The 12,987-nt window shown below is 52.0% G+C and carries 12 protein-coding genes; all 12 read right to left on the bottom strand.

Annotated features, from left to right (window positions below; genetic code table 11):
• Window positions 1-11 precede the first annotated feature (11 nt).
• A complete protein-coding gene (locus tag Q5741_RS08475) occupies window positions 12-1,082 on the bottom strand; it encodes a GerAB/ArcD/ProY family transporter (RefSeq protein ID WP_305023638.1) in 1,071 nt (356 codons plus the stop codon).
• Between the two features lie 64 nt (window positions 1,083-1,146).
• On the bottom strand, window positions 1,147-1,371 hold the full coding sequence (locus Q5741_RS08470; RefSeq protein WP_305023637.1) for a hypothetical protein: 225 nt from the start codon (window positions 1,369-1,371) through the stop codon (window positions 1,147-1,149).
• Window positions 1,358-2,554 (bottom strand): Ger(x)C family spore germination protein, encoded by a 1,197-nt coding sequence (locus Q5741_RS08465; RefSeq protein WP_305023636.1) that lies wholly within the window; start codon window positions 2,552-2,554, stop codon window positions 1,358-1,360. Before Q5741_RS08465 ends, Q5741_RS08470 begins: the two co-directional genes overlap by 14 nt.
• 1 nt (window position 2,555) lies before the next feature.
• Complete coding sequence (locus tag Q5741_RS08460) at window positions 2,556-4,154, bottom strand: spore germination protein (RefSeq protein WP_407074334.1); 1,599 nt, start codon at window positions 4,152-4,154, stop codon at window positions 2,556-2,558.
• A gap of 167 nt (window positions 4,155-4,321) precedes the next feature.
• Entirely contained in the window at window positions 4,322-4,660 is a 339-nt protein-coding gene (locus Q5741_RS08455; RefSeq protein WP_305023635.1) for a hypothetical protein, read from the bottom strand.
• Window positions 4,661-4,676: 16 nt separating this feature from the next.
• The gene (locus tag Q5741_RS08450) at window positions 4,677-5,378 is read right to left on the bottom strand and encodes a pirin family protein (protein ID WP_305023634.1); all 702 of its coding nucleotides are present in this window, start codon (window positions 5,376-5,378) and stop codon (window positions 4,677-4,679) included.
• Between the two features lie 166 nt (window positions 5,379-5,544).
• Entirely contained in the window at window positions 5,545-7,536 is a 1,992-nt protein-coding gene (locus Q5741_RS08445; protein WP_305023633.1) for a methyl-accepting chemotaxis protein, read from the bottom strand.
• 298 nt (window positions 7,537-7,834) lie between these two features.
• Window positions 7,835-8,257 (bottom strand): DoxX family protein, encoded by a 423-nt coding sequence (locus Q5741_RS08440; protein ID WP_305023632.1) that lies wholly within the window; start codon window positions 8,255-8,257, stop codon window positions 7,835-7,837.
• Between the two features lie 128 nt (window positions 8,258-8,385).
• Window positions 8,386-9,240 carry a M56 family metallopeptidase gene (locus tag Q5741_RS08435; RefSeq protein ID WP_305023631.1) on the bottom strand — a complete coding sequence of 285 codons (855 nt, stop codon included), beginning with the start codon at window positions 9,238-9,240 and terminating at the stop codon, window positions 8,386-8,388.
• Between the two features lie 2 nt (window positions 9,241-9,242).
• Window positions 9,243-9,656, bottom strand: a complete 414-nt coding sequence (locus Q5741_RS08430) for a BlaI/MecI/CopY family transcriptional regulator (protein WP_305023630.1) — start codon at window positions 9,654-9,656, stop codon at window positions 9,243-9,245.
• Window positions 9,657-9,789: 133 nt separating this feature from the next.
• The gene (locus tag Q5741_RS08425; RefSeq protein WP_305023629.1) at window positions 9,790-10,968 is read right to left on the bottom strand and encodes a YsnF/AvaK domain-containing protein; all 1,179 of its coding nucleotides are present in this window, start codon (window positions 10,966-10,968) and stop codon (window positions 9,790-9,792) included.
• Window positions 10,969-11,173: 205 nt separating this feature from the next.
• On the bottom strand, window positions 11,174-12,625 hold the full coding sequence (locus Q5741_RS08420; RefSeq protein ID WP_305023628.1) for a catalase: 1,452 nt from the start codon (window positions 12,623-12,625) through the stop codon (window positions 11,174-11,176).
• Window positions 12,626-12,987 lie beyond the last annotated feature (362 nt).

Raw genomic sequence — 12,987 nt, 5'->3', positions numbered from 1 at the left:
GGAAGGGTTAATCAGCTGGCCGGGGCCTTGTGGCGGGGGTGAAGGAACAGAAACAGCAGCAGCGGAAGCAGGACATGAAAAAGGAGTACGAACAGCGTCCAGGTCCGGCTGAAATGAAAAAGCTGCATCACATTTTTGTAACAGCAGAACGAGCAGACAAATCCCATCAGCCCAAGCGGAGAGGCCATGACCTGTCCGGAGATTCCGGGGAGCAGGCGCTTCAGGGCTACGCAAAGTACGTAAAGATCAAAACCGACCTTCGTAATAAACACGGGGGAAGTAATCGCACTGATTATCAAATCAAACCGGTCCAGAAAATCGGTCAGCTGCAGCTGACGGGACAGCTCATAGGAAGGATAGAGCAGCCGGCTCGTGATCGGAATACCGAGCTCCATCAGGGTAAGCATCAACAGCAGGACCAGCAGCGCCGTCCCCAGCGCCAGTCCGCCCCAGCCGGCTTTGCGGCTGTAAGCATTTCCCGACAGCACAAAGGGAAGCATAATCATATCACCAGCATAGGCAAACAGATTCCAGCTGCCCTCCCCGATCCCCTGCCAATTCAAATGATTGAACGGCTTGATCAACCCGAGGTCCATCGTCCGGCCCAGCACGACAGGCATGGTCAGCAGCACGAAGATCAGCACAGGCATATAAATTTCAACCATACCGATCAGACTTCGCAGTCCACCTTTGACCATGAACACCGTTGTAAATGCAAAACAACCCGCCACAATGACCATTGGCGTTGTCGGCAGCAGGGTCACATTCACATAATCGGTCAACATCCGCAGGTCCCTGCCAAGGATAAATAAGGTGAATATCATGTACAGCACAATGATCACCCGCCCGACCAGCGGAAACCGTCCGGACATGATCTGGAATACGTCCTGCCCGGGAAAACGGCGATGCACAGCCGACAGCAGCCAGACCGACATACCCAGGAGCAGGATGACAGGCACATAACTTAAATAGGCGTGCTGTCTGGCACTTTCGGCAATCTGTGCGTGAGCATGAATCAGCGTTATGGTCGACTCCATCATGGCTCCCAGCAGGACGACCTGCCGATTGGTAATGCGGTCCATGGCCTTCCTCCTCACTTGTTTTTGTCACACACGTCGCCGGAAGTTCCCCCTTCGAGCAAACCTCTTAACGAGACGGCGGTAAAATACCAGACAATGCGCGCTCGATCAACTGGGAGGGATGCATCGCTTCCGTCATCTCCGAACAGTAGATCCAGATGGCTAGACTGACTGTCAGGATCATATACAGCATCCACCGGTTTACTCGGGGCAGCCGGCGGACCGCTCCGTTCTCCCATAGCAGAATGATAATAACGGCCACCCCTACCACGAACATTTTAAGGCTCATCATATCGGATCTGATCCTCCCGTTTGCCTAACGGTTTTGATACCGTTCCCAGGTTCTCAATATGAATCAGTGTCTTGACGTCCACATCGACTTCAGGATACATTTGATCCCATTTACTGCGGAATTTCTGCCATGCCTCGGGATGCTTCGTATATATCATATTGCCCATGCCGAGAACATCGGACTTGTACGTCTTCTGGATCAGCCGGACGCTCTTCTCCACATCCTCTTTCAACTGGGCTGCAGTCTGTTGTTCCAGCCAGGACATGCTTTTATCCCGGGTTAGACTCATGGCGGATTCGTTCTCCACTACACTCCCGCGGCAGTCGATCCGGATTGTCATCCGAATCCGGTCTCCCTGGATATGCGGAATCAGCTTCGCATGATTGTCATACAGCATGACCGATATTTTTCCACTTCCATCCGGCGGGGTAACCAGAATTTCCTGGTTTCTGGACTGATTCATGGCCATCACCAGCGCCTTGGCCTGATTGCCGCGGACTGCCCCTGTCATCCGGTCTCCATGAAAGACCGCCAGACCCTCAATGGCAATCGTGGACTGGGTATTGCTCCACCCCTGCGGAACATTACTTGTAAGTCCCACCAGGGGAACCGCACTATCGACGCCTTCCTCAATCAACGTGTGAATCATGGACTTAACTGAGCGCGGCTTCTTCATATACTCGTGACTAAGTTCCCGCACCATCTCCGACGGAAATTTCTCGATCGGCGCATCTGCCTGTATCACCTTGTAGGCTGGTCCCGATGTAACGACAAGCAGGGAGGAGAGCCGGTTCTGAGGCATTCGCACCAGCACATCCATCATCTGCGATACGCCGCTGCGGGCCAAGTCTTCCCCGATCAGCAGCATCCGGCGGTGCGAGTAATGCAGCATCCGCGAGAGGCTGCGCTGCTCGCTGATTTGAGAAGCACGTATCGTTTCCCCGTAACGGGATTCAAGGTACCAGGACTTGTCACCGCTTGTGCCGCCGCCTCCCCCTTCACTGCCCGCACCGCCAAGCTGACTTGGCATCGCAATCTGCAGGGTCGTCCGGTAACCATTTGCCTCTTTATCTACGGCAGATCCCATAACAAAAGCTACATCATTGACCTCACGACGATCCCAGCATCCGCCCAGTACCAACGGAAGTAAAAGCAGGCCTGCAGCCACACTTACCCTGCGCATCTTACCATCCCTTCTCCTTATCCGCTGTTCCGTTCATATCCTGACGCATGCGTTTGCGGTCCTGATGAGACAGCCAGGATGGCCTGCGGTTCATGCTCCACCAAGGTACGCGGGAGAAAATATCTTTCTGGTCATTCCTGGAATAAGGACTTACCCCTGTCAGGTAAGGAACGCCAAACGATGTAAGCTTCGTCAGATGTACCGAGATCAGGACCGTACCGATCACAATGCCAAACAAACCCAATGCTCCAGCTGCCAGCATGAGCGGGAATCGCAGCATCCGGATCGTGATCGCAAAGTTAAAGCGGGGAATCGTAAACGAAGCAATCCCCGTCATGGATACGATAATGACCATCGGCGCCGATACAATCCCGGCCTGTACCGCAGCCTGACCGATGACCAAAGCCCCCAGAATGCTGACCGCCTGGCCCACGGTCTTGGGCAGCCGGATCCCTGCTTCGCGAAGCGCCTCGAAAGCGATCTCCATCAGAAGGGCCTCGACCAATGCGGGAAAAGGAATTGCTTCACGTGCAGCCGCGATGCTGAGGATCAGGGTAGACGGAAGCATATCCTGATGATACGTAGTTACTGCAATATATAAAGAAGGCAGGAAGAGAGCCATCAGCATACAAAACATCCGGACCCACCGGATCAGGTTACTAATAAAAAATCGTTCATAATAATCCTCGCTCGCCTGCATCATCTGCCACATCGTGATCGGACCAATCAGAGCGAACGGAGAGCCGTCTACAAATATAGCGAACCGACCCTCTAACAGGTGACCTGTGACCGTGTCGGGTCTTTCCGTATACTCCATCTGAGGAAACGGGGAAAAGGGATGATCTTCAATCAACTCTTCGATATACCCGGTCTCCAGCACGCCGTCGATTTTGATTGCCTTCAGACGCTCCTTTACGTCGGCAATCAGCTTCGGATCTGCGATCTCTTCGATGTAAGCGAGTACAACACTCGTCTTTGTTTCTTCGCCGACAGTCAGGCTGTACATCTTGAGCAGCGGCGTTTTGAGCTTAAAGCGTACCAATGCCGTGTTCACCCGAATTTGTTCCGTGAAACCCTCACGCGGTCCACGGATCACCGACTCGGTTGTAGGTTCTTCCACACCGCGGCGGACGCCGCCTTTTACACTGAAAGCATAGGCGCTGGCTGACTCTTCAACGAGCAGAATCGCGTTGGCGTCCAGCACCGCCTCCGTGATTCCTCCCCAATTGTCGATACGCTTGACCTGGGTGAGGGAGACCCGTGTCTCATCAAGCGTACCGAGATAGGCATCCCGCTCGTGCATTTCAGCCCGCAGCAGACCGACGATCACCGGCCGAAGAATATGATCCTGCAGGTCTTCGGATTTGACGGTTCCTTCAATATAGACCAGCAGTGCTCTCTGCTCCGGGGTAATTGCCATCTCCCGGTACACCATATCCGAGCAATCTTTGAAGATGGACTGCAGTACATCATGGTTATCCTTCAACCGGCTGCTGAGCGGCTGTTCCGGCATATCCGGAGAAGGCAGAGCCAGTGGCTTGCTCCCGGAGGCCGGATGGTTGACTGGGCGTTTGCTCCAGGGAAAACGGGCTTTACCCATTTTTGCTCCTCCTCTCGCTCATACGCTCTTGAGACCGTACAGTCAGTCTGCACCAGCTGAAGTAAAATTATGTACAGTAGCCATTGCACACAAAAAAGCCCTGCACTGGCAGGGCTCTTGATTCTTCTATCATCCGGCTTGTTCATCGTTATACTTACTGCTGCAGGCTAGTCAGCCCAGTAATCAGCCGGGTTGTATTCAATCTCAGAAACTGCAGTCAAGCTGAGCACATCCTGTGCCGGGTCATGCATTACCTGTTCCGGATCAATATAATACCAGTGTTTGATGATCGGGCTGCCTTCCGTCTGGACAAAGCGAAAGACATTCAATTCCGCCTTCCATCGAACGATATCCCCAGCCACAGCTGTACCCAATCCGCTGACGGTAATCTCAAATGCGGTTCCGTTCTTACGGAAGAGGTATTGCCAGCCCTGATCCTGTCTGCTATCAGCAAGCATCCGTCCGGTTACAGCGTGTTTGATCAGCAGTGTCTCATGGTGTGCCATCATTCATTCCTCCTTCTCACTCCGGCAGATCGACCAGCATGAAGAAAACCGGCTGGCCGGCTGTAAGCCCCAACTGCTCTTCCGCTTCAATCCGGGCCGTATCCCGGGTATTCAGCTCTTGTCCATGAACCATTAGAGACCCTTCGATGACAAACAGAAATACTTTACGTTCGGCAGTCTGGGTAAAATGCAGAGTCTCTCCCGACTGAAGCCGGCTGAGATAGACCGTCATATCCTGATGAATGAAAGCCTGACCCTCTCCTCCTTGTGGTGTCACTACTGGGAGAAGCTGTCCGGCCAATAGATCCGTGTCATACGTAATGGCTTCATAGGACGGCTTCAGCCCACGGGTATGCGGCGTAAACCACAGCTGCAGGAGGTTGACCTCCTCCTCGTCAGAAGCATTATGCTCGGTATGGATGACGCCACTGCCTGCTGACATGCGCTGAATACCGCCATACGTGCTGACCGCCACATTTCCCATGCTGTCCTCGTGGCGGAGTGCGCCGGAGAGTACAATGGAGATGATCTCCATGTCACTGTGAGGGTGTGCCCCGAACCCGCGCCCTGGAGCAATAAAATCATCATTACAGACACGCATCGGGCCAAAAGCCATATTGCTCTCGTCCTGATATTCGCCAAAGGCAAAGCTGTGGCTGCCGCGCAGCCAGCCCCGGTCGAAGCTGAAGCGCTCTGCTGCCGGATAAATGGTAAGCATGTCCATCCCCCTCTCTACTTATCTTATGTTACCAAAAGTAATTTACATACAAAAATTCATAAATTCAATTTCATTGTAACCGATGACTATACAAATGAAAAGTGCCCGGATTGTCATCATTGACGATCCGGGCACCAAACAGTGCATGGATTAACAATTAATCTTATTATTCAAGCTGAAACTGGCTGACGACCTGCTTCAGCTGATCAGCCATCCTGTTCAGCTCGGCAGCCGCAGAAGAGATTTCTTCAATTGAAGCCAGCTGCTCCTGCGCTGCTGCCGAGATTGATTCTGTATTCTCGGCCGATTGCGCGGATACACTGGAGACCTCAGACATGATCTCCACGACAGAAGCTGCGCGTTCAGCCATCATGCGGGCAGCTTCGGTGACCGAAGCCGAGGTGTGTCTTGCCTCAAGCACCGTCTCCGAAATAACGGAGAACGACTGCCCTGACACCTCGATTGTGTTGATCCCGCTGGCAACACGATTTTTGGCCGTCTGCATAGCTTGCTGGGCCGAAGAGGTCTCCTGCTGGATGCGCTGAATCTGGTCCTGGATGTGCTGGGCTGACTTGGCGGATTCCTCCGCCAGTTTGCGTACCTCGGTCGCTACCACAGCAAAGCCCTTGCCATGGTCACCTGCACGCGCCGCTTCAATAGAGGCATTCAGTGCCAGCAGATTGGTCTGCTTCGCAATGCCGGCGATAACGCCCACGACACCTCCGATTTCCTCCGAACGCTCCTTGAGTACGTCTACGATGCTTCCAAGTTCATTCACCGTACGATCAATCTCATGAATTTGGCGCACGGTATCAGCCGCAGCCTCATTCCCCTTCTCCGCTGATGAAGCCGCCTCTTCCATCTGACCGGACATTTGCTCCAAGCGGCCGGACATCTGATTCACATCACTGGAAACAGCCTGAATATGATGCATACCCTGTCCCACACTGCGCACTTGATGCTCGGTGCCCGAAGCCACCTCCTGAATGGAGTTGGTCACATGCTCGATCGCACGGGTAGTCTGGTCTGCCCCTGCTGCCAGCTGCTCTGCAGAACCCGAAATCTGCATCGTCGCTTCCTGGATGCCCATAATCATGGCACGCAGATTATCCACCATACGTTGGAAGTAGCGGGCCAGATCGCCGAGCTCGTCCTTACGGCTGGTATCAATGTTCTCCGCCAGATTACCACGGCTGATCCGCTTCGCCGTTCCCTGCAGCTGAAGCAGCGGACGGGTGATGGATCGGGTGATGAAATAAATAGCCACAATTGCTAAGAGCAGGGAAGCTCCCAAGACAATGAACGTAGTCATCCGGATAGTGGCTGTTGCATGGGTTACTTCATCCTGGAACATGGTCCCGGCGATTTTCCAGCCTGTCTTGGCATTCGTTACATAGGTCAACTTCTTCGCTTTATCCTCCAGCATGTAATTGAACTGTCCCTGCTCAGCCGTGTACATCTTCTGGACAAAGTCTTCCTTCGATTCGGTTCCCGGCTTGACCGTCGGATGAACAATATATTTTTGGGTATGATCCAGCATCATCACATAACCCTCGCGGCCGATCTGCAGCGCAGCCATCTCACGTACATTATCCAGATTCAGCGAGATTCCGAGTACCCCGGACTGATCTGGAAGCTGCTGGGATACGACCACAACCGGGATACCTTTGGAATTGATGTTCACCGAGGAAACGAGCGGCTTGCCCGGCTGCTTCAATGCATTCACGTACCATTCACGTGTACGCGGGTCGTAGCCGTTCTCATTGGCTTTGGGAACACCGCGGATCATCGTTCCGTCCGGGGTTCCTATAAAGATATCAACAGAATCCGGGTGAAGCCCTATATATTGTTTGAGCTTGGGCACAATCTGAGGACTATCTTTGCCCTCAATCATACTTCCGTTCAGCTGTTTCACAAAGTAGTCCACATCATTCAGCTTGCTGCCTACGAACGTATCAATGATGGTATTTACCGTTCTCACACTTTCACTGGCACTGGCCATCAGCTGTGCCTCGGCTTCTTTTTTGGAAAATTCATAGGTAACTGTCCCAATGACAAGGCTCGGTATGAGCAGAATCAGCAGGAATGAAATCAGCAGCTTTTTTCTTACAGTAAGGGTGAAAAATGCTCTCTTTTTACTTTTTCCCTTTTTGGTCATAGATGTTGATCCTCCCCAGTCTTTTGTACGGAATAACCGTATTCACTTTCCCCCGGCAAGCTGCAGCATTGATATAAACAGGTACATGTAACGTTGCGTGTATATGTATGCTTGCCCTTATGACATATATCGGCAGAAAAACGCTGTAATCACAGTCTTTGACCAAAAATTTATACCGAAAACGCTTTAAAATGACAGTCCAATTTATTCCATCCTCGCTACTCAAAAAGCCCCTCCTTTATAGGAGAGGCTTCATACACACCATGGTATGGCATTTCACATATATGCAAAAGAAACGTCAGACGGGACTGCGTTCCGCAGGGGCAGCTTTACGGCGGCCGGAACGGGAGAACAGGCTGTCCAGGGCCAGCAAAGAACTTCCTGTCAGCAGCAGCTGAACGGCCGCGGCGAGCAGCAGCAATTCATACTCCATACCTCCAACTATGGGAGCTCCGCTCTTGGCAGTCAGCAGAACGCCCGCCATAATGACCGCCAAAGCCAAACCTGCAATCCGTGTGCCTAATCCCAGGATTAATGCAATCCCGCCAGCCAGTTCAATAATGGCGACCACGGGAGCTAGTATACCCGGCAAGCCGATGCTTTCGAAGAAGCCTGACGTATTGCCGATTCCTCCCTGAAACTTCTGCCATCCATGCAGAGCGAACAGAAGTCCGGCAATGACACGGACAATCAGAATACCGATTTCACGCGTTTTGATCATGATGAATTCCTCCTATAACTTTTATTTTTAGTTTCATCAGTGAATTCATTCAAAACACTACATAATGTAGTTTAAAACTTCAGGCAAAGCACCCGTGCATGACGGGTGTCTGCTCTTCCGTCGACCGGCTACAGCAAAGCCAAGGCAAACAGTAGTGTCAGGCCGAGAATCATATGTCCTGATACCATGACAGAGGTCAGGGGCAGCTTAATCGCCGGATCCTTATGGGGATCCAGAATCCGGGAAATTCTGTAGTTGATGGAGGTCTCGGCAAAAGACGAATATGCCGTGGATGCCCGGAAAGCACGGGAAGGCGGATTGCGCAGCAGCTTAAGAAGCGCACTGCCGATCCCCGCCGGAGATCCCGTCCGCGTAATGGCTTCATTATCAGCCAGCACCTCACGGGCGGTCTTGTAATGCTTCAAAATATGACCCAGCACCGGCACATACCATATCGCAGAAGAAACAAGGCTGATCAGCCACGTCTTCAGCGGATCATAATGCCGCATATGGTGGGCTTCATGATAGACAACAGCAGCTTCCTCCTGCTTGTCCAGCATAGCCAGCAGGCCGGAGGAAAGGACAATATGAGGATTCAGCATGCCAATGGTAAATGCATAAGTCTCCTCATAATCAATCACGATAATCCTGTTTCCCAGCTCAGCATACCGCCGGTTCAGCTTTGCAGACAGCATATTGTTCTTCATCACGCTCAGCCTGGCCATAGCCTGTCGTGTAGCCAAAATCTGGCGGATCCCTTTGATCAACAGCAGGCCAAATGTATACAGGACCAGTCCGTCCAGCGCATAGATTACATATTCGATGCCGAGGGAACGAAGCATGTACCTGCAAATCTGGAATACGTTAAAGGATAAGTCTATGCCGAACAGCATGTGGGCCGTATACATCCCCATCTGGAGCAGAATAAGCCCGGAAATCCCGACACCTGCGGCAAACAGCAGTCTGGACCGATTCTTCCACATAGCTACATCCCTTTTTTCCACTGTTCGATTTTGTATTCCAGCCTTTTAATCAAATCAGGGTCGGCATCTTCCAGCGCATCCAGCATGTGATTCACGGCCAGCGTTCCGAATTCTTCGACCAGTTCATGGCTGAGTTCCTTCGATTGCGAATGCATGAATTCCTCCCTGCTCTCCACGGCACGGTAGATCGAAGTGCGGCCGCGCAGACGTTTGACCAGCAGCCCCTTCTCGACCAGACGGTTCATTACCGTCATGACCGTGTTGAAATTAATATCCTTGTCATGCTCCAGCGCTGTCTGTACTTCCTTGATGCTCCGGTCCGGATGGGCCCATATATCATCCATAATGCGGGCTTCCAGCGGACCGAAAAAGCGGTTCAAGCCTCTTTCGCCAACCTTGAAGTTCTGAATTTTCATGGAGTTACACCTCACACTACCGATTGTAGTGGATAAACCCTGACGCCGTCAAATGCCTCTTTCATAGAGAAGGGCGTTGAACGCAAAAAAGCCAGCCCGGTAGCTCCCGGGCCGGCCCTCATGACCTAAACGATTAGCGCTTGTTGTACGTGCGATCCGTGCGTGATCCATACACGCCATCCTCGGCGAGACCCGGATCATTCAGCGAATCTGCCTCCTCGGCATCTACGCTATAATTGCGTGGACGGCCGGTTGCCGGATCCAATGTCTTGTCAAAGGCTCCGTCACCGGAGACGGCAGGGGAACCGCTGCGGTCAATACGTGCTTCTTCGCGTCTTACGGTATCCTGAACTTCCTGCGTACCCTGAACCGTACGCTTGTGCGCCTCAACTTCGCCTGTCACCACATTATGCTTGGTGACATCCACCTGCTCCTCACTTACCGGAATGCGGATCGTCTCATCACGGCCAATCGGCTCGTTGGTATCCACATCGTTAACGGCTCTGCGCTCAATGACAATCTCTTCATGACTGACCGGCACCTGAATGTTCTTCTGCTCTTCCACAACTTCCTTGCGAAGCTCAACCTCGCCTGTCTGAACCTGGTTCTTGCTGATGTCCAGCTTCTCCTCATGGAGCTTCAGCTTCGCATCGCGGTCCACGTCGGTGTCCAATGTGTTCGCTGTATCCATGGTGTTCGGTGTACGGTCGACCTCACGGTCGAGCGTTGTGTCCATACTGCTCAGGCCTGCACCGGATCTTGCCGTGTGATCAACAGGCGCTGCCACACCGCGTACATCGGTATCCGTATCATCATTATAGTACTCTGTATTCACGGCATGGTTGGAGCGGAACGCATCGTAGATGCGGCTGCGCTGTGATTCGTCGCCATCAACCAATACAAGAATTTTACCCTCATTAACATTGTTGTCATAGGTTTTGGCTTCATCCTCAGGAATACCGAACCCGATCAGGCCGCCTACCAGACCGCCTGCACCTGCGCCGACCGCTGCACCCGTCAATGTGGCTGCGATTGGTCCTGCTGCGATAATCGGACCGATACCTGGAATGGCCAGTGCACCGATACCTGCGAGCAGTCCAGCTACACCGCCCAGAATACCTCCAGTCGCTGCGCCTGATGCCAATCCTTCCGGTGCCTTCGTACCGGTCTCCTCGCTAATAGCTGTAACGTCCTTACGATCTTTGGCAATCACGGAGATATCTTCTGTTCTAAAACCTTGGCTTTTTAAATTTTCAATCGCATTCGATGCATCTGTCTCCGTATTAAAAACGCCTACCAGTTTCTTATTCATGATGATACCCTCCTCGAAATGGTTGTTAGTTATCGTGGTTATCGTGGTTATCGTTGTTAGCCTTGCCTGCACTACTCTTACCCTTATGATTTTGATCCTAAACGACAATCTTGCGTAAATGCGCAAAACAATAAACTCAAAAGACTTCAAAAAAGAGACCCCGCCGCCCTTTACAGGAACGGAGAGGTCTCTCATTAATTTTTGATTAGGATTTCATAAATCCGCTAATATCAATCCCTAGACCTGCTGCCAATCTGCCGCCCAGCTGCAGATCAGCTCGGATAAAGTTGCAGACCGCGCGCAGTTGGATTTGTTCGGGTACCTGCCGCAGATCATTCAGCAGATTGCCAAGCAGATTCTCCTGCTGCTCCTGGCTGTAAGAGCGGTGCTGCTCCCCGGCCTGGGTGAAGTCATCCGGCTTCTCGATCTTCTCCCGTGTAATGTAGCCTGAAACCGGAATACGGCTATCACGGTACTGCTGATCCTCCTGCGGGGTGCCCGCCAGACTGTTCGGCTCATAGTTCACTGGTGACGGATTCTGTCTTGTGTTCATTGCACCGTCCCGCTGGTAATTGCGCACGGGTGCATAGGGGCAGTTGATTGGCAGCTGCAAATAATTGGTGCCCAGACGGTGACGCTGTGTATCCGGATAAGAGAAAAGGCGCCCCTGCAAAAGTTTGTCTTCCGAAGGCTCGATGCCCGGGACCACGGCACTCGGCGAGAAGGCTGACTGTTCGGTCTCCGCGAAGAAGTTCTCCGGATTCCGGTTCAATGTCATCGTGCCAATGATATGGAACGGCAGCCGGTCTTCCGGCCAGGTTTTCGTCGGGTCCAGAGGGTCGAAGCTGAAGCTGTCCATATCCTCCGCGTCCAGCAGCTGAACCTTCAACTGCCACTGCGGGAATTTGCCTTCGGCAATATGCGTGTGCAAATCACGGGTAGCATGGTTAAAATCAGCTCCCTGTACGTCAGCCGCTTCGGCACGTGTCAGATTACGAACACCCTGCATGGATTCCCATTTATATTTAATATAAGTCACTTTACCTTCACTGTTGATCCACTTGAAAGCATGAACACTGAACCCATCCATCTCCCGGTAGTTAGCGGGCGTACCATGGTCCGAAAACAGCCAGGTCAGCATATGGGTGGATTCCGGCGACAAGGTCATAAAATCCCAATAACGGGCTGGGTCCTGAATGTTCGTATCAGGAGCCGGCTTCAGTGAATGCACCATATCCGGGAACTTCATTGCGTCGCGGATGAAGAAGACCGGCAGGTGGTTGCCGACAATATCATAGTTGCCTTCCTGGGTATAGAATTTCACCGCAAATCCTCGTGGATCGCGCGCTGTCTCCGGTGAACCCACACCGTGAATAACGGTTGAGAATCGGACAAAGACCGGTGTCTCCTGACCCGCCTCCTGAAGAAATCCAGCCTTGGTGTATTCACGCATGCTGTTCTCCACGCGAAATACGCCGTGAGCACCTGCACCTCTGGCATGTACCACTCGTTCTGGTATACGCTCACGGTCAAAATGAGCGAGCTTCTCCAGCAGGTGGTAGTCCTCCAGCAATGTAGGTCCGCGCTGTCCAGCCGTTCTGGAATTTTGATTATCCCCAACCGGAGTGCCCTGATTCGTCGTCAAACGATGATCCATATTAAATATCCATCCTTTCGTTGATCGGCCTGAATTATGATAACCATATATTATACATATATTTAGACTGGATCTAAATTTATGTTTTTATATTATCATTCCTTACGAATACCAGCATGAGCATTACATGAGTTTTCAATGAATGAAACATGACCGTTTGATGAGCAGAACCTGAGCTAACTTCAAATAAAGTTTGAGGTGAACTTGATCCTGCTGTTCTGCATTCCCTGCTGTTCTGCATACCATGGCGTGTTTTGTTCAGGGATTTGTCACGAAGTCGGCATTCACTGTGGAACAGGTCATAGTACAATAGAGTCAGAAATCATCTTGGGAGGTAGAAACATGAGCGGCATAGGATTTAT

Source organism: Paenibacillus lacisoli (assembly GCF_030580655.1).
GTDB lineage: Bacteria > Bacillota > Bacilli > Paenibacillales > Paenibacillaceae > Paenibacillus > Paenibacillus lacisoli.
This window is presented reverse-complemented; position numbering and strand designations above follow the sequence as displayed.